Origin of the sequence: Pseudomonas fluorescens (assembly GCF_030344995.1) — a bacterium.
GTDB classification, from domain to species: domain Bacteria; phylum Pseudomonadota; class Gammaproteobacteria; order Pseudomonadales; family Pseudomonadaceae; genus Aquipseudomonas; species Aquipseudomonas fluorescens_BF.
This window is the reverse complement of record NZ_CP128260.1, coordinates 2,099,664-2,116,499: the sequence shown is the minus strand read 5'-3', so window position 1 is coordinate 2,116,499 and position 16,836 is coordinate 2,099,664. Positions and strand designations below refer to the sequence as shown.

Below are 16,836 nucleotides of genomic sequence, written 5' to 3'. Positions count from 1 at the left end.
CGAATCCCTTTTCCTACAGCTTGCGAGGTTCACATGACCGTTACCGTCAATACCGTGTCCGCCGAAGGTTTTCGCCACACCGTACAGATCGATGAGCATGAACTGTTCGCCGATGTCCCGACGACTGCCGGCGGCGAAGGCTCGGCTCCAGAGCCGCACGATTACTTCGACGCCGCCCTCGGCGCCTGCAAGGCCCTGACCCTGAAGCTGTACGCGAAGAAAAAGGACATCCCGCTGACCGGCGTCGGCGTTGAGGTCAAACGCGACAACAGCCAGGAACAGAAAGGCAAATACGCGCTGCACGTGACCCTCACCCTCAAGGGCGTGCTCACCGATGCCCAGCGCGAAGAACTGCTGCGCGTTGCCGATCGCTGCCCGATCCACAAGCTGATGACCACCAGCGAAGTCACCATCGAAACCCACGCGCCAGTCGGCTTCGACAGCCAGTAATCACCCCGACGACACCGGCGGGTTATGCTCCACGCATCAACCCGCCAAGCCTGGAATGGAACATGGACACCCAACCCCTGATCATCCGCCCGCGCGCCGAAGACGTCGAAGGCCAGCCGATCCTGCGCCCGCTGCCGTCAGCCAAATGCCGCAGCGTCGGGCCTTTCGTGTTTTTCGACCACATGCTCGAAACGGTTTATCCGGCGGGCAAAGGCATGAATATCCGACAGCACCCGCACATCGGTCTGTCGACCCTCACGTATTTGTTCGACGGGCAGATCCAGCACAAGGACAGCCTAGGTTCGGACCAGGTGGTCAACGCTGGCGATGTCAGCTGGATGACGGCCGGCACGGCGATCGCTCACGTCGAGCGCACGCCTGAACCGCTGTGGGCACAAAACTTCAAGATGCACGGCCTGCAAATCTGGCTCGCCTCACCCAAGGAGCACGAGCAAGGCCCCGGGCATTACAGCCATCACCCGGCCTCGACATTGCCGGTCAGCGATAACCTCGGCGTGCAGATCCGCATGATTGCCGGGTCAGGCTTTTGTCTGGAATCACCGGTGCCAGTGCTTTCTCCTACGCTCTATGCCGAACTGAAGATGCAGACCGCGACCACGCTGCTGATCCCGACCGAGCATGAAGAGCGGGCGCTGTATGTGTTGAGTGGTGATGTGCAGCTGGATGGCGAAGCGGTCGAACCCCAAGCGCTGGTGGTGCTGCCGGCCGGGGAAGAGATGAGCCTGTTTGCCGAGAGCGACAGCCATGCAGTGCTGTTCGGTGGTGCGCCACTGGACGGGCCACGGCGGATCAACTGGAACTTCGTTGCGAGCGATCCGGCGGCGATCGATGAGGCGCGGCGCAAGTGGGCGGCCGGGGATTGGCCGACGGTGCCGGGAGAGGTCGAGCGGATCGAGCTACCACGCTAGACCGCGCCATGCCGGGCTGCCCTCACCCCAGCCCTCTCCCGGGGGGAGAGGGGGCCGACCGTGGTGTCTTGCGTCATACATCGACCTGAAAGAACGAGTCGATTATGGATTCGGTGATTCACTTTCAGGTCGATGCAACTCTCGAGAAACTCACGGTCAGTCCCCTCTCCCTCTGGGAGAGGGTTAGGGTGAAGGGCTTTTGCTCCTTAGGCCTCAGCCCTTGAACACTTCTTCCAGCAAGTCATGCATCGACTTGAACGCCCGCGCAGCAGTCTTCGCGTCGTACATCATCTTGCCCGGTACATTGGCGTGCGGATCGGTGAACGAGTGCACCGCGCCGCCGTAGCTCAGCAACTGCCAGTCCACACCGGCGGCGTTCATCTCGTCCTCGAATGCCGGCAACTGCTCTTTCGGCACCAGCGGGTCGGAAGCACCGTGCAGCACCAGCACCGAGCCCTTGATGTTCTTCGCGTCCGCCGGGTTCGGCGAATCCAGCGTCCCGTGGAACGATACCGCCGCCTTCACCGCCGCACCGGTGCGGGCCAGATCCAGCGCACAGCAGCCGCCGAAGCAGAAACCGAACACCGCCAGTTTCGAGGTATCGACCGCTGCCTCGCCCTGCTTCTGCAATTGTTCGAACGCGGCCTGCATACGCTTGCGCAGCAGCGCGCGGTCATTCTTCAGCGGCATCATCGCCGCACCGGCCTGATCGGCATTCTGCGGACGCACGGCCTGGCCATACACGTCAGCGATCAGCACCACATACCCCTTGGCCGCCACCGATTTGGCGATCTCTTCAGCGCCAGCGCTGACACCCATCCAGTTCGGCGCCATCAACAGACCCGGACGCGCGCCTTTGTGCTCGGCGTCGAACGCCAGGCGACCTTCATAAGGCTGGCCGTCAATCTGATAGACCACGGAACGTACAGTGACTTGGCTCATTTCTGACTCCTGATTGGTTGAACACCAGAATGAAAAAACCCGCCGAAGCGGGTTTTTCTACAGTTTGATCAAGCGGACAGCTCGACCAGCAGCTTGTTCAGGCGGCTCACGTAAGCGGCCGGGTCTTTCAAGCTGTCGCCAGCCGCCAGGGCGGCCTGATCGAAGAGGATGTGCGACAGGTCGCTGAAGCGATCTTCGCTGGCCTCGTTGTCGAGCTTCTCGATCAGCGGGTGGCTCGGGTTGAATTCGAAGATCGGCTTCGAATCCGGCACCTTCTGCCCGCTGGCCTCGAGGATCTGACGCATTTGCAGACCCAGGTCCTGTTCGCCGATGGCCAGAATGGCCGGCGAATCGGTCAGGCGATGGGAAACCCGGACTTCGGCAACGGAATCGCCCAGTGCGGTTTTCAGACGCTCGACCAGACCTTCTTTCGACTTGGCGACTTCTTCTGCGGCCTTCTTGTCCTCTTCCGAGTCCAGGTTGCCCAGGTCCAGGTCACCACGCGCGACGTCGACAAAGTTCTTGCCGTCGAACTCGCTGAGGTAGCTCATCAGCCACTCGTCGATGCGGTCGGTCAGCAGCAGCACTTCGATGCCTTTCTTGCGGAAGACTTCCAGATGCGGGCTGTTCTTGACCTGCGCGTAGGTTTCGCCGGTGAGGTAGTAGATCTTGTCCTGACCTTCCTTGGCGCGCGCCAGGTACTCGGCCAGACCGACGACCTGCTCGCCATCGGTGCCGTTGGTCGATGCGAAACGCAGCAGACCGGCAATTTTTTCCTTGTTGGCGAAATCTTCGGCCGGGCCTTCTTTCATGACCTGACCGAAGTTTTTCCAGAAGCCCTTGTATTGCTCAGGCTCGTTTTTCGCCAGTTTTTCCAGCATGTCCAGCACGCGCTTGGTCAGCGCCGACTTCATCGAGTCGATGATCGGGTCTTTCTGCAGGATTTCCCGCGACACGTTCAGCGACAGGTCGTTGGAATCGACCACGCCCTTGATGAAGCGCAGATACAGCGGCAGGAACGACTCGGCCTGATCCATCACGAACACGCGCTGTACGTACAGCTTCAGGCCTTTCGGCGCTTCACGCTGGTACAGATCGAACGGTGCGCGGGCCGGCACGTACAGCAGCGAGCTGTACTCGAGCTTGCCTTCGACCTTGTTGTGGCTCCACGACAGCGGATTTTCGAAGTCGTGGGCGATGTGTTTGTAGAACTCCTGGTATTCCTCATCTTTCACTTCGGTGCGAGGACGGGTCCACAGGGCGCTGGCGCGGTTGACGGTTTCCCATTCTTGCGCAGGCTGCTCTTCGCCTTCAGCAGCGGCGACTTCTTTCGGCAGCTCGATCGGCAGCGCGATGTGGTCGGAGTACTTCTTGATGATGTTGCGCAGACGCCAGCCATCGGCGAACTCGTCTTCACCGGATTTCAGGTGCAGGACGATGCGGGTGCCGCGCTCTGGCTTGTCGATGGTGGCGACTTCGAATTCGCCCTCGCCTTTCGACGACCAGTGCACGCCTTCGCTGGCAGCGGTGCCGGCGCGACGGCTGTACACGTCAACCTGGTCGGCAACGATGAATGCGGAGTAGAAACCCACACCGAACTGACCGATCAGGTGCGAGTCTTTCTTCTGATCGCCCGACAGGTTTTTCATGAAATCGGCGGTGCCGGATTTGGCGATGGTCCCCAGGTGGGTGATCACATCGTCGCGATTCATGCCGATGCCGTTGTCTTCGAGGGTGACGGTCTTGGCGTCCTTGTCGAAGCTCACACGGATTTTCAGTTCAGCGCCACCTTCGAGCAACTCAGGCTTGGCCAGGGCTTCGAAGCGCAATTTGTCGACGGCGTCGGAGGCGTTCGAGATCAATTCGCGAAGGAAGATTTCCTTGTTGGAATACAGCGAATGGATCATGAGGTGCAGCAGTTGCTTCACCTCGGTCTGGAAGCCCAGGGTTTCCTTTTGAGTTTCCACACTCATGGTCATCAAACTCCAATCAGATGGCATTGGCCGCGACCTTGCTGGTCGGCGGCGGGTTGTTCTGTGAGTTGGGGGCGTGCTTCAGGATTTCAAGGGCTCATCGATTTTGAAGTGCGCGCGGGCGGTGGCAATCGGTTCGCTTTCGGTGCTTTGCCAGGCCGTGACCGCGACGTTGGCCACCCGCCGGCCCTGACGGCAGACCTGACACCGGGCCCAGGTATCGCGAAACTGCCCGGCCCGCAGGTAATCGAGGGAGAAATCGATAATCTTCGGCACACCGGGCGCACCGGTGAAAATCAGCAAATGCAGGGCCGCTGAAAGCTCCATGAACCCGGCAATCACCCCGCCGTGGATCGCCGGCAATAATGGGTTACCAATGTTGTCCTTGTTTGCCGGCAGCTTGAACAGCAAGTCATCACCGACCCGCGAGCACTCGACGCCGATGAGTCCGGCGTAGGGGATCAGTTTCAGCAGCGGCGCGTAGTCACCCTTCTCGTGCGCCTCTTGCAGCTGCTGCTTGAAATCATCACTCATGAATTTTCTCCCTTGATCGCGCCACCAAAGCCTTTGGTGCCTTTAAGGCCCTTGCCCATGCGCATGAAGGTGCCGACGACATGGGCAATCGGTTGCTCGGGATCATCCTGATAGGCGAAGCCGCGAGCGAAGATCACATCAGTGGTGACTCGATAACATTGGGCGAATCCATACACGTCTTTATTCGGTTCGGCGGCGTGCATGTAGTCGATGCGCAGATCGAGGGTCGGACAGACTTCGAATTCCGGCAGAACGCACAAGGTCGACATGCCGCACGCGGTGTCCATCAGCGACGTGATCGCCCCGCCATGGACCACACCGGTCAGCGGATTACCGACGATTTGCGCACTGTACGGCAGCACCACCGTCAGGCCTTCGTTACTTGCGCTGTGCACCTTCAATCCCAGCACCTGACAGTGGCGCAAGGCCGAGAGAAACCGTGTCGCACGCTCAAAAACGGGGTTTTCGGCCATTTGATAATTACTCTTGTTAATCACTGTTCGCCGTAGTGGAAAGAACAGCAAAAGTTCCATTGCAAAACAAACTTATATATCTGAAAGAAATGAGGAACTTAACCCTTGGGCCTGAGCTCTTAAGGCCAGTAGTTATTTTCCATAAGGAGAAACACCCCATGCGTAAGACTTTAGCTATTGCCTTGATGTTGACCGCTTCCCTCGGTCTCGCTGCCTGCGATAAAAAATCCGAGGACAAAGCTCAAGATGCCAACCAACATGCTGAACAAGCTCAGCAAAAAATGAATGAAGCTCAGGATAAAGTGAACGACGCGGCGAAAGAAAACGCCGAAGCCGCCAAAGATCAGGCCGAATCGAACGCTGCAGCGCAAGAAGAAGCTGCCAAGAAGCAATAAGTCGCTTCTCGATAGCCAAAAAAGAAAACCCGCCAAGTGCGGGTTTTCTTTTGCCTGTCATTTTTTGCCAATGCCGGCTTAGAGCAAGACAGTTCTAAAAGTCGGACTAATCATCAGCAACAATGAACACACTAAGCCGACCAGCCAGACCAGACTGCGCAGCGTGGGAATATCCGCCAGGTAGAACCACAGATAGAGAATTCGTGAGATCACGAAGATGATCGCCAATGTATCGATCAGCCATCCCGCCGTCTGCGTGGTATGCGCCATCAGCACGCCAACGGCGAACAGGATGAAGGCTTCGATGCTGTTCTGATGCGCCGCCAGCGCCCGGGCTCCGTAACCGGTGAGTTGCGCCTGCTGCTGACGCGGCAGATGGTTGTTGTAACCGCCCTGCTCTTTCATGGCCTTGCCGACCGGCATGCGCGCCACGTAGATCAACAATGCACTGATAAACACACACCAGAACGGAATACTCATCAAGCAGCCTCTTTGTTCGCTTCGGGCAATGGCGCCTCTGTAGGGGTATAGACCATTACATCGAGCACGTCGGAATGAAACTCCCGGCGATACAACACCAGTACCACGCCGGCGCTCATCAACATGAACAGCCACGGGCTGACGAACCACGCCAGCATGCTCATTCCGAAGTAATAGGAACGCAGACCGAAGTTGAACTGGTTGGCCGCCATCGAGATCACCCGCGCCGCCCGTGAGGCGAAAGCCTTGCGCTCCTGCTCCGAGACTTGCCGCTCACCGATCATCGGGGCCGAGCCGACCAGGATCGCGGCAAAGTTGTACTGGCGCATGCACCAGCTGAATGTGAAGAAGGCATACACAAACACCAGCGCCAGGCACAGCAACTTGATCTCCGACATGCCCTGCGAGGCCTGTTGCACCATCGGAATGTCCGCCAGCAGCGACACCGCACGCTCGGATGCGCCGAGCACGGTCAGAATGCCCGCCAGGATAATCAGCGTGCTGGAGGCGAAGAACGAGGCGTTGCGCTCAAGGTTACCGATCACGCTGGCGTCGGCGATACGGTTGTCACGCAACAGCATGCGGCGCATCCAGTCTTCGCGGTACAGGTGCAGCACGCTGGCCAGGCACGCGGTGTCACGGCCCTTCCAGGTGGCATAGCGGGTGTAACCGCCCCAGCAGATGACAAACCAGAGCGCGGCCAGCAGGTGGATCAGGTTGGCTTGGATGAACGACATGCAATTCCCTGTGATGAAGATTTCGGCTCCCCTTCGACGCTAGTCGAGGGAAAAAGACACTGCCTGAAGCCCATAAAAAATGCCCCGTATCGATTGATACGGGGCATTTCTGTTTAATCGCTCGGGGCCGCTTGTGGCGGTCCGGCAATCTTAGGCGAGTGCTTCGGCGCGCTTGCCCAGCAGGCGGTCGCAAACCACGGCAACCACCAGAGTCATCACGCACGGCACCAGCCACGCCAGACCTTGCTCGCTCAGCGGCAGGTGGGCCAGTTGCGATGGCATCCAGTCAGCCAGACCGGCGCCTTTCAGCGCGTCGATGGTGCCGAACACGAACGACACCAGCATTACCGGGCCCATTATGCGGCTCTGCTCATGCCAGAACGCGCTGCAGAAGCTCAGGGCGACCAGCACGATGCACGGCGGGTAGATCGCGGTCAGCACCGGGATCGAGAACGCGATCAGCTTGGTCAGGCCCAGGTTGGACACCAGCAGCGAGAACGCCGCCAGGATGATTACCAGGGTCTTGTACGACAGCGGCAGTACGCGGCTGAAGTATTCGGCACAGGCGCAGGTCAGGCCGACCGCCGTCACCAGGCACGCCAGGGAAATCAGCACGGCGAGGAAGCCACTGCCCAGAGAGCCAAAGGTGTGTTGAACGTAGGCATGCAGTACCGCCGCACCGTTGGTTGCGCCCGCCGCCACTTCATGGCTGCCGGAACCCAGACGGAACAGGCTGACATACACCAGCGCCAGACCGACACCGGCAATCAACCCGGCGATGATCGCGTAACGGGTGATCAGCGCCGGCGACTCGACGCCACGGGAGCGGATCGCGTTGACGATGACGATGCCGAACACCAGCGCGCCAAGGGTATCCATGGTCAGGTAGCCATTGATGAACCCTTGGGAGAACGGTGCCGCAACGTATTCCGGAGTGGCCACGCCGATGTCACCCGCCGGCAGTGCGAACGCGGCGATGCCGAGTACGGCCAGGGCGATGATCTTCAGCGGCGCGAGGAAACGACCGACGGTGTCCAGCAGACGCCCAGGGTAGAGCGAAATGAAGAACACCAGCAGGAAGTACACCGAACTGTAGAGGAACAGTGCCAGCGGGCTCTCGCCGGTCAGCGGCGCCAGGCCCACTTCAAAGGAAACGGTCGCGGTACGCGGGGTGGCGAACAACGGGCCGACTGCCAGGTAGCAAGCCGCCGCCAACACGCCGCCAGCGACCTTGCCGATCGGGCTGCTCAGGGCATCCATTGCGCCACCGACCTTGGCCAGTGCGACCACGGTGACCACCGGCAAACCAACTGCCGTGATCAGGAAGCCCAGCGCCGCTATCCAGACGTTTGGCCCGGACTGCAAACCGACGATAGGCGGGAAGATGATGTTGCCGGCCCCGACGAACAGGGCGAATGTCATAAAGCCAAGTGCCAGGATGTCCTGACCTTTCAAAACTTTCATTAAGGAAATACCACACTACTGAATCGGAATTTAGAGGGGGATTTCCCTGTGGGGTTAGGGAAATGCTGTCAATCCGTATAAGACTGACCCGTTTAGCGCGTTGCATGCCTTGTGGGCGGCAGACGCAAAAATGGCTGCTAGCCTAACGAATTTGCCTGACAAACGCACTGTTAGAGGGCGAACTATCCGATACGCGACGTTTCCGTGTCGCGTTTTTGCATGTTATTGGGTGAGTGCTTATAAATTGCCATCGTCCAGCCGAACGCCAGAAACGACAAAGGCCACCCGAAGGTGGCCTTTGTTGCTGTAGCTAAGAAGTCAGCCGAAGCTTACTTCTTCACTTCCCAGCCAGTCAGCTCGGCCAGGGCCTTGCCGATGTCTGCCAGCGAACGCACGGTTTTCACGCCTGCGTCTTGCAGAGCAGCGAATTTCTCGTCTGCAGTGCCTTTGCCGCCGGAGATGATTGCGCCAGCATGGCCCATGCGCTTGCCCGGAGGAGCAGTCACACCAGCGATGTAGGAAACAACCGGCTTGGTAACGTTGGCCTTGATGTAGGCAGCCGCTTCTTCTTCAGCCGAACCGCCGATCTCGCCGATCATGACGATCGCTTCGGTCTTCGGGTCTTCCTGGAACAGCTTCAGGATGTCGATGAAGTTCGAACCCGGGATCGGGTCACCACCGATGCCGACGCAAGTCGACTGACCGAAACCGGCGTCAGTAGTCTGCTTCACAGCTTCGTAGGTCAGGGTGCCGGAACGGGAAACGATACCGACCTTGCCTGGCAAGTGGATGTGACCTGGCATGATGCCGATCTTGCACTCGCCCGGAGTGATCACGCCTGGGCAGTTAGGGCCGATCAGGGTAACACCCAGCTCGTCGCACTTAACTTTCGCGTCCAGCATGTCCAGGGTAGGAATGCCTTCGGTGATGCAGACGATCAGCTTGATGCCGCCGAAAGCTGCTTCCAGGATCGAGTCCTTGCAGAAAGGAGCCGGAACGTAGATCACGCTGGCGGTGGCGCCAGTGGCTTCTACAGCTTCTTTCACGGTGTTGAACACAGGCAGGTTCAGGTGAGTGGTGCCACCTTTGCCTGGAGTCACGCCGCCAACCATTTTGGTGCCGTAGGCAATGGCTTGTTCGGAGTGGAAAGTACCCTGCGCACCGGTGAAGCCCTGGCAGATTACTTTGGTGTCTTTATTGATCAGGACGCTCATTACTTGCCCTCCGCAGCTTTAACGACTTGTTGAGCAGCGTCGGTCAGGCTGGTAGCAGCGATGATGTTCAAACCGCTTTCTGCCAGTACTTTAGCGCCCAGTTCAGCGTTGTTGCCTTCAAGACGAACAACAACCGGGATTTTCACGCCGACTTCTTTCACTGCACCAATGATGCCTTCGGCAATCATGTCGCAACGAACGATGCCGCCGAAGATGTTAACCAGTACTGCAGCGACATTGCTGTCGGACAGAATGATTTTGAAAGCTTCGGTTACGCGTTCTTTGGTAGCACCACCACCTACGTCGAGGAAGTTGGCTGGCTTGCCGCCGTGCAGGTTGACGATGTCCATGGTACCCATGGCCAGGCCGGCACCGTTCACCATGCAGCCGATGTTGCCTTCCAGTGCTACGTAGTTCAGTTCGAACTTGGCAGCGTGCGCTTCGCGCGGATCGTCCTGCGACGGATCGTGGAAAGTCTTCAGCTTAGGCTGACGGTACATTGCGTTGGCGTCGATGTTGATCTTGGCGTCCAGGCAGTGCAGATCGCCGTCAGCCTTGATCACCAGCGGGTTCACTTCCAGCAGAGCCAGGTCGTGATCCTTGAACAGCTTGGCCAGACCTACGAAGATCTTGGCGAACTGAGCAACCTGCTTGCCTTCCAGACCCAGCTGGAATGCCAGCTCGCGACCCTGGAATGGCTGAGCGCCAACCAGTGGATCGATAGTGGCTTTCAGAATTTTTTCTGGAGTGTCGTGAGCGATTTTCTCGATGTCCACGCCACCTTCGGTGGAAGCCATGAACACGATGCGACGGCTCGAACGGTCAACGACAGCGCCCAGGTACAGCTCTTTAGCGATATCAGTGCACGATTCAACCAGGATCTTGGTGACTGGCTGGCCGTTGGCGTCAGTCTGGTAAGTCACCAGACGCTTGCCCAGCCACTGCTGTGCGAAGGCTTTGGCGTCTTCTTTGCTGCGAACCAGCTTGACGCCGCCCGCTTTACCGCGACCACCGGCGTGAACCTGGGCTTTGACAACCCACTCGTTGCCGCCGATTTTGTCGCAAGCTTCTGCTGCTGCTTCCGGGGTGTCTACTGCGAAACCAGTGGAAACTGGCAGGCCGTATTCAGCGAACAGCTGCTTACCCTGATACTCGTGAAGATTCATGCTTTTTACCGTCTTCGTTAGGTACTGCGCATTCGGCGCTGCGCTCTTTATGAGTGCCGCGCCACCTGTGACTGCTGCTTGCGTAGCCTTTCCGGATTCCCGGTGCAGCTACGCAAGGCTGCGTCCAGCGGACATTCCGCGGTGAGTCTTGCACGCAAGGCTCACGACGGGCCGACACCGCCGTGGTTTCTTATTGTCTCTTTCGGACATGTGAAAGCTGCTGCGCTAGGAAATACTGCGTTAAAAACAGGCTCGAAATGCTCATTGACTGACGTCAACTCCGCTTTCTCGCCTGTTTTTGCCTTGTCTTTCCGTCGCTCGCTACGCTTTCACAAAGCCCTCAACGCTTCTTGCGGTTGGCAATGTGGATGGCGCCGCCATTCACTGCCAAAGCTGCTTCGTGCAAGGCTTCAGACAGGGTCGGATGGGAGAAAACCATCATGCCCAGGTCTTCAGCGCTGGTGCCGAATTCCATACCGATCGCGCCCTGCTGAACCAGTTCTGCAGCGCTCGGGCCAATCACGTGCACGCCCAATACGCGGTCAGTCTTGGCATCGGCGATGACCTTGACGAAACCACCGGTATCGTTGGCGGCCATGGCACGGCCGGATGCTGCGAACGGGAAGGTGCCGACGTTAACTTCAACGCCTTCAGCTTTCAAGGCCTGCTCGGTTTTACCGACCCATGCGATTTCCGGGTGAGTATAAATAACCGAAGGGATCAGGTCATAGTTCATCTGGGCCTTGTGGCCCTTGATGCGCTCGACAACCATGATGCCCTCTTCCGAGGCCTTGTGAGCCAGCATCATGCCGCGAACCACGTCACCGATAGCGTAAACGCCCGGTACGGTGGTGGCGCAGTGATCGTCAACGTGCACGAAACCGCGCTCGTCCAGGGTCACGCCGCTGTCGGCAGCCAGCAGATCAGTGGTCACCGGACGGCGACCAACGGCTACGATCAGCTTGTCGAAAGTGATGGTCTGTTCGCCGTTGGCGTCGGTGTAGTTCACAACGACTTCTTCGCCGTTCACTTTCGAGCCGGTTACGCGAGCGCCCAGCTTGATGTCCAGACCTTGTTTGGTCAGGGTTTTCAGCGCTTCCTTGGAAACAGCGGTGTCCGCTGCCATCAGGAAGGTGTCCAGAGCTTCCAGAACAACCACTTCAGAGCCCAGACGCGACCAGACCGAACCCAGTTCCAGACCGATCACGCCAGCGCCGATCACGCCCAGACGTTTAGGTACGGATTGGAATTCCAGAGCGCCAGTCGAATCGACGATGACTTTCTGATCGACCGGAGCCGGTGGAATGTCGATCGGACGCGAGCCTGGAGCCAGGATGACGTTTTCGGCTTCGATGACTTCAACCGAGCCGTCCGGCTTGGTGACTTCGACTTTCTTGCCGGCCAGCAGTTTGCCGTGGCCCTGGATCGAAGTTACGCCGTTGGCCTTGAACAGGGTGGCAACACCGCCGGTCAGGTTCTTGACGATGCCAGCCTTGCGGCCAACCATCGCAGCGACGTCCATTTTGACTTCGCCGGTCGAGATACCGTGGACGTTGAAGCTTTCTTTCGCTTCCTTGTATTTCCAGGAGCTGTCCAGCAGCGCCTTGGAAGGAATGCAGCCTACGTTCAGGCAGGTGCCGCCCAGGGCTTGCTTGCCTTCAGCATCGGTGTACTTCTCGATGCAGGCAGTGCTCAGGCCGAGTTGCGCGGCCTTGATAGCTGCCACGTAGCCGCCAGGGCCCGCACCGATCACTACTACGTCAAATTTCTGCGACATTCAAAAAATCCTCTTTAGCGAAAAGCTTCAAGCCACAAGCCTCAAGCCAAGCCGCCCTTTCTTGCGGCTTGTTGCTCGAAGCTTGCAGCTGCTTCTATCAGATATCCAGCAACAGACGAGCCGGATCTTCCAGCAGGTTCTTGATGGTCACCAGGAAGGTTACAGCTTCTTTGCCATCGATCAGACGGTGATCGTAGGACAGTGCCAGGTACATCATCGGACGGATCACGACCTGACCGTTGATGGCCATCGGACGCTGGATGATGTTGTGCATGCCCAGAATCGCTGCCTGCGGCGGGTTGACGATCGGGGTCGACATCATCGAACCGAAGGTACCACCGTTGGTGATGGTGAAGGTACCGCCGGTCATTTCGTCCATCGACAGTTTGCCGTCACGGGCTTTCTTGCCGAAGGTGGCGATGCCGCCTTCGATTTCAGCCAGGCTCATGTGTTCGGCGTTACGCAGAACCGGAACCACCAGGCCACGGTCGCTGGAAACAGCGACGCCGATGTCGGCATAACCGTGGTAAACGATGTCGTTGCCGTCGATCGAAGCGTTGACCGCAGGGAAGCGCTTCAGCGCTTCGGTGGCAGCCTTCACGAAGAACGACATGAAGCCCAGGCGTACGCCGTTGTGGGACTTCTCGAACAGGTCCTTGTACTTCGAACGCAGGGCCATGACTTCGGTCATGTCGACTTCGTTGAAAGTGGTCAGCATCGCCATGTTCGATTGAGCTTCAACCAGACGCTTGGCAACGGTGGCACGAACGCGGGTCATCGGAACGCGCTTCTCGATGCGGTCGCCAGCGGCGAACACAGGAGCGGCGGCGGCCGGAGCAGCAGCCTTGGCAGGCGCGGCAGCCGGAGCGGCTTTCTTGGCAGCAACGGCTGCAACCACGTCTTCCTTGGTCACGCGACCGCCTTTGCCAGTGCCGGCAACGGAAGCGATGTTGATGCCGTTCTCTTCAGCCAGCTTGCGCGCGGCAGGCGCTGCGATCGGGTCGTCTTCGCCATCAGCGGCTGGAGCAGCGGCAGCAGCGGCCGGAGCAGCAGCGGCAGCCGGAGCGGCGGCAGCCGGAGCGGCGGCAGCAGCGCCGCCTTCAACGATGGAGCCCAGGACTTCGTCGGACAGGACGGTTTCGCCCTCGCCCTTGACGATTGCGCCCAGCACGCCGTCGGCGGTAGCCAGCACTTCCAGTACGACTTTGTCGGTTTCGATGTCGACGATCAGTTCGTCACGCTTGACGGCGTCGCCCGGTTGTTTGTGCCAGGTGGCAACGGTGCCATCGGCAACCGATTCCGGGAAAGTGGGGGCTTTGATCTCGATAGCCATTATCTGTGGTTCCTTAAATTCGGTTTCAGGTGCGCGAAGGCGTTAAACGGTAAACGCGTCTTGCAGCAGTTGTTCCTGCTGCTCGGCGTGCATCGATGCGTAACCACATGCTGGTGCAGCAGAAGCCTCACGGCCCGCGTACTCGAGTACGAGAGATTTGTTGAGGTTGCTGATGCTGCGACGCAGATGGTGCTGACTGCAGTACCAGGCGCCCTGGTTCATCGGCTCTTCCTGACACCACACGGCCGCTTTGGCGTTGGTGTAAGGAGCCAGGACTTCTTTCAAGTCGTCCTCAGGGAACGGGTACAGCTGCTCGATACGCACGATGGCGATATCTTCGCGGCCTTCGGCACGACGTTTTTCCAGCAGGTCGTAGTAGACCTTGCCGCTGCACAGAACAACGCGCTCAACCTTTTTCGGGTCCAGTGCATCGATTTCCGGGATAACGGTCTGGAACGAACCTTCGGCCAGATCTTCCAGGGTCGAGATGGCCAGTTTGTGGCGCAGCAGCGACTTTGGAGTCAGAACGACCAATGGCTTGCGCAGCGGGCGAATCACCTGACGGCGCAGCAAGTGGTAGATCTGGGCCGGGGTGGTCGGCATGCACACCTGAATGTTGTGCTCGGCGCACAGCTGCAGGTAACGCTCAAGACGCGCCGAGCTGTGCTCAGGGCCCTGACCTTCGTAGCCGTGTGGCAGCAGCATGGTCAGACCGCAGAGACGGCCCCACTTGTGCTCGCCGCTGGTGATGAACTGGTCGATAACGACCTGTGCACCGTTGGCGAAGTCGCCGAACTGGGCTTCCCAGATCACCAGCGCGTTTGGCGTGGTGGTCGAGTAACCGTATTCGAACGCCAGTACGGCTTCTTCCGACAGGAACGAGTCGTACAGGTCGAAGCGTGGCTGACCTTCATACAGATGCTTGAGCGGAATGTAGGTACCGGCATCTTTCTGGTTGTGCAGCACAGCGTGACGGTGCGAGAACGTACCGCGGCCGATGTCCTGACCGGTCATGCGGATCGGGTGACCTTCGAACGCCAGGGTCGCGTACGCCATGGTTTCGGCGTAACCCCAGTTGATCGGCAGGCCGCCGGCTTGCATCTTCTGACGGTCTTCATAGATCTTCGCGACCTGACGCTGAACCACGAAGCCTTCCGGAATTTCCAGCAGCTTGGCGGACAGTTCCTGCAGGGTCTTGAGGTCGAAGCGAGTGTCGTGACGCGCAGTCCAGGCGTGGCCCAGATACGGACGCCAGTCCACGAACAGTTCTTTGTTCGGCTCTTTGACCAGCGATTTCACTACGTGCAGACCGTTGTCCAGCGCGTTGCGGTATTCGTCGACTTTCGCCTGAACTCGCTCTGCGTCCAGTACACCGGCCTGGGTCAGACGATCAGCGTACAGCTCACGGGTGGTGCGCTGCTTGGTGATCTGCTGATACATCAGAGGCTGGGTGCCGCTTGGCTCGTCGGCCTCGTTGTGGCCGCGACGACGGTAGCAGACCAGGTCGATCACCACGTCACGCTTGAACTGCATGCGGTAGTCGATGGCCAGCTGGGTCACGAACAATACGGCTTCCGGATCATCACCATTCACATGGAGGATCGGCGCCTGGATCATTTTCGCAACGTCGGTCGCGTACTCGGTGGAACGCGAGTCCAGCGGGTTGCTGATGGTGAAACCAACCTGGTTGTTGATCACGATGTGCACGGTACCGCCGGTCTTGAAACCGCGGGTCTGCGACATCTGGAAGGTTTCCATCACCACGCCTTGACCGGCGAATGCCGCGTCACCGTGGATGGAGATCGGCAGAACCTTCTCACCGGTAGGGTCGTTGCGACGATCCTGACGGGCGCGAACCGAACCCTCGACCACCGGGGAAACGATTTCCAGGTGGGACGGGTTGAACGCCATGGCCAGGTGAACTTCACCGCCGGTGGTCATTACGTTGGACGAGAAGCCCTGGTGGTATTTAACGTCACCGGAACCCAGCTCGACCTTCTTCTTGCCTTCGAACTCGTCGAACAGCTCGCGCGGGTTCTTGCCGAAGGTGTTGACCAGTACGTTCAGACGGCCACGGTGGGCCATGCCGATGACGACTTCCTTGGTGCCGTAGGAACCGGAACGCTGGATCAGTTCGTCGAGCATCGGAATCAGGCTTTCGCCGCCTTCCAGACCGAAACGCTTGGTGCCCGGGTATTTGGTTCCCAGGTATTTTTCCAGGCCTTCACCGGCCGTCACGCGCTCGAGCAGGTGGCTCTTGATGTCGGCGGAATATTCCGGACGGCCACGTACGCTTTCCAGACGCTGCTGGAACCACTGGCGCTGCTCGGAATCGGTGATGTGCGTAAATTCAGCGCCGATGGTGCGGCAATATGTCTGCTGCAACGCTTCGTGAATTTCGCGTAGGCTCGCTTCCTCTTTGCCGATGAACAGGTCGCCGGCACGGAAGGTCGTATCAAGATCGGCATTGGTCAAGCCGTAGTGATTGATCGACAGGTCTGCAGGTGCAGGACGCTGCCACAGCCCCAGCGGGTCAAGCTGGGCTGCCTGGTGGCCACGCATACGGTAGGCCTGGATCAATCGCAGCACTTCAACTTGCTTCTTCTCGTGCTCACTGCTCACGCTGCCGGCGGAAACCGGTTGGGCGCGGCGCTGGTTCTTTGCCAGCAGCACGAAATGATCGCGAATTGTGGAGTGCGAAACATCTGTGGCAGAGCTGCCGTCGGCAGGCAGCTTCTGAAAGTAGGTGCGCCACTCTTCTGGCACAGCGTTAGGGTCGTGCAGGTAGAGCTCGTAGAGCTCTTCCACATAGGCAGCGTTTCCACCTGAAAGGTGGGCGCTGTTCCACATGCGCTGCATCACGCTTTCTTGCATGCTTGGTCACCCTCGGTTAGGGGAACACCATCGGTGTCGACACCGAGCAAGCTTGCAGAAGTCCGAATGCAGCGACCAAAACAAGCCACTTAGGA

General features: G+C 58.9%; 15 protein-coding genes. 3 read left to right on the top strand and 12 right to left on the bottom strand.

Annotated elements, in window-relative coordinates:
* Positions 1–33: 33 nt before the first annotated feature.
* Positions 34–450 (top strand): OsmC family protein, encoded by a 417-nt coding sequence (locus QR290_RS09635; protein WP_007959010.1) that lies wholly within the window; start codon positions 34–36, stop codon positions 448–450.
* A gap of 62 nt (positions 451–512) precedes the next feature.
* A complete protein-coding gene (locus QR290_RS09630; RefSeq protein WP_289204785.1) occupies positions 513–1,379 on the top strand; it encodes a pirin family protein in 867 nt (288 codons plus the stop codon).
* 213 nt (positions 1,380–1,592) lie between these two features.
* On the opposite strand, the gene QR290_RS09625 is transcribed toward QR290_RS09630, so the two are convergent.
* The 4 genes from QR290_RS09625 to QR290_RS09610 form a co-directional block, all read right to left on the bottom strand.
* The gene (locus QR290_RS09625) at positions 1,593–2,321 is read right to left on the bottom strand and encodes a dienelactone hydrolase family protein (RefSeq protein WP_039769796.1); all 729 of its coding nucleotides are present in this window, start codon (positions 2,319–2,321) and stop codon (positions 1,593–1,595) included.
* A 68-nt stretch (positions 2,322–2,389) separates the two neighbouring features.
* Positions 2,390–4,294, bottom strand: a complete 1,905-nt coding sequence (htpG, locus tag QR290_RS09620; RefSeq protein ID WP_289204784.1) for a molecular chaperone HtpG — start codon at positions 4,292–4,294, stop codon at positions 2,390–2,392.
* Between the two features lie 81 nt (positions 4,295–4,375).
* The gene (locus QR290_RS09615) at positions 4,376–4,828 is read right to left on the bottom strand and encodes a PaaI family thioesterase (RefSeq protein ID WP_007959014.1); all 453 of its coding nucleotides are present in this window, start codon (positions 4,826–4,828) and stop codon (positions 4,376–4,378) included.
* Positions 4,825–5,301, bottom strand: coding sequence for a PaaI family thioesterase (locus tag QR290_RS09610; RefSeq protein WP_289204783.1), 477 nt, complete (start codon positions 5,299–5,301; stop codon positions 4,825–4,827). The genes QR290_RS09615 and QR290_RS09610 overlap by 4 nt, the downstream gene beginning before the upstream one ends.
* Before the next feature lie 158 nt (positions 5,302–5,459).
* On the opposite strand from QR290_RS09610, the gene QR290_RS09605 reads away from it, so the two are divergent.
* Positions 5,460–5,696 (top strand): hypothetical protein, encoded by a 237-nt coding sequence (locus QR290_RS09605; RefSeq protein WP_011333123.1) that lies wholly within the window; start codon positions 5,460–5,462, stop codon positions 5,694–5,696.
* A 78-nt stretch (positions 5,697–5,774) separates the two neighbouring features.
* On the opposite strand, the gene QR290_RS09600 is transcribed toward QR290_RS09605, so the two are convergent.
* The 8 genes from QR290_RS09600 to QR290_RS09565 form a co-directional block, all read right to left on the bottom strand.
* The gene (locus tag QR290_RS09600) at positions 5,775–6,176 is read right to left on the bottom strand and encodes an MAPEG family protein (protein WP_085682945.1); all 402 of its coding nucleotides are present in this window, start codon (positions 6,174–6,176) and stop codon (positions 5,775–5,777) included.
* On the bottom strand, positions 6,176–6,913 hold the full coding sequence (locus tag QR290_RS09595; protein ID WP_011333121.1) for a DUF599 domain-containing protein: 738 nt from the start codon (positions 6,911–6,913) through the stop codon (positions 6,176–6,178). The genes QR290_RS09600 and QR290_RS09595 overlap by 1 nt, the downstream gene beginning before the upstream one ends.
* A 150-nt stretch (positions 6,914–7,063) precedes the next feature.
* On the bottom strand, positions 7,064–8,377 hold the full coding sequence (gene brnQ, locus QR290_RS09590) for a branched-chain amino acid transport system II carrier protein (protein WP_115077040.1): 1,314 nt from the start codon (positions 8,375–8,377) through the stop codon (positions 7,064–7,066).
* Between the two features lie 329 nt (positions 8,378–8,706).
* Entirely contained in the window at positions 8,707–9,591 is an 885-nt protein-coding gene (sucD, locus tag QR290_RS09585) for a succinate--CoA ligase subunit alpha (protein ID WP_011333119.1), read from the bottom strand.
* Positions 9,591–10,757, bottom strand: a complete 1,167-nt coding sequence (sucC, locus tag QR290_RS09580; protein WP_007959029.1) for an ADP-forming succinate--CoA ligase subunit beta — start codon at positions 10,755–10,757, stop codon at positions 9,591–9,593. The genes sucD and sucC overlap by 1 nt, the downstream gene beginning before the upstream one ends.
* 340 nt (positions 10,758–11,097) lie before the next feature.
* The gene (lpdA, locus tag QR290_RS09575) at positions 11,098–12,534 is read right to left on the bottom strand and encodes a dihydrolipoyl dehydrogenase (protein ID WP_207985446.1); all 1,437 of its coding nucleotides are present in this window, start codon (positions 12,532–12,534) and stop codon (positions 11,098–11,100) included.
* Positions 12,535–12,631: 97 nt separating this feature from the next.
* Positions 12,632–13,867, bottom strand: coding sequence for a 2-oxoglutarate dehydrogenase complex dihydrolipoyllysine-residue succinyltransferase (odhB, locus tag QR290_RS09570; RefSeq protein ID WP_289204782.1), 1,236 nt, complete (start codon positions 13,865–13,867; stop codon positions 12,632–12,634).
* A gap of 42 nt (positions 13,868–13,909) precedes the next feature.
* Positions 13,910–16,741 carry a 2-oxoglutarate dehydrogenase E1 component gene (locus tag QR290_RS09565; protein WP_289204781.1) on the bottom strand — a complete coding sequence of 944 codons (2,832 nt, stop codon included), beginning with the start codon at positions 16,739–16,741 and terminating at the stop codon, positions 13,910–13,912.
* Between the last annotated feature and the right edge of the window lie 95 nt (positions 16,742–16,836).

Excerpts from the sequence above, each read along its gene's own strand:
- QR290_RS09565 (WP_289204781.1), bottom strand. The coding sequence starts at position 16,741 with ATGCAAGAAAGCGTGATGCAGCGCATGTGGAACAGCGCCCACCTTTCA.
- QR290_RS09610 (WP_289204783.1), bottom strand. The coding sequence starts at position 5,301 with ATGGCCGAAAACCCCGTTTTTGAGCGTGCGACACGGTTTCTCTCGGCC.
- QR290_RS09600 (WP_085682945.1), bottom strand. The coding sequence starts at position 6,176 with ATGAGTATTCCGTTCTGGTGTGTGTTTATCAGTGCATTGTTGATCTAC.
- QR290_RS09625 (WP_039769796.1), bottom strand. The coding sequence starts at position 2,321 with ATGAGCCAAGTCACTGTACGTTCCGTGGTCTATCAGATTGACGGCCAG.
- QR290_RS09595 (WP_011333121.1), bottom strand. The coding sequence starts at position 6,913 with ATGTCGTTCATCCAAGCCAACCTGATCCACCTGCTGGCCGCGCTCTGG.
- QR290_RS09605 (WP_011333123.1), top strand. The coding sequence starts at position 5,460 with ATGCGTAAGACTTTAGCTATTGCCTTGATGTTGACCGCTTCCCTCGGT.
- sucC (WP_007959029.1), bottom strand. The coding sequence starts at position 10,757 with ATGAATCTTCACGAGTATCAGGGTAAGCAGCTGTTCGCTGAATACGGC.
- lpdA (WP_207985446.1), bottom strand. The coding sequence starts at position 12,534 with ATGTCGCAGAAATTTGACGTAGTAGTGATCGGTGCGGGCCCTGGCGGC.
- QR290_RS09630 (WP_289204785.1), top strand. The coding sequence starts at position 513 with ATGGACACCCAACCCCTGATCATCCGCCCGCGCGCCGAAGACGTCGAA.
- sucD (WP_011333119.1), bottom strand. The coding sequence starts at position 9,591 with ATGAGCGTCCTGATCAATAAAGACACCAAAGTAATCTGCCAGGGCTTC.
- QR290_RS09615 (WP_007959014.1), bottom strand. The coding sequence starts at position 4,828 with ATGAGTGATGATTTCAAGCAGCAGCTGCAAGAGGCGCACGAGAAGGGT.
- odhB (WP_289204782.1), bottom strand. The coding sequence starts at position 13,867 with ATGGCTATCGAGATCAAAGCCCCCACTTTCCCGGAATCGGTTGCCGAT.
- QR290_RS09635 (WP_007959010.1), top strand. The coding sequence starts at position 34 with ATGACCGTTACCGTCAATACCGTGTCCGCCGAAGGTTTTCGCCACACC.
- htpG (WP_289204784.1), bottom strand. The coding sequence starts at position 4,294 with ATGAGTGTGGAAACTCAAAAGGAAACCCTGGGCTTCCAGACCGAGGTG.
- brnQ (WP_115077040.1), bottom strand. The coding sequence starts at position 8,377 with ATGAAAGTTTTGAAAGGTCAGGACATCCTGGCACTTGGCTTTATGACA.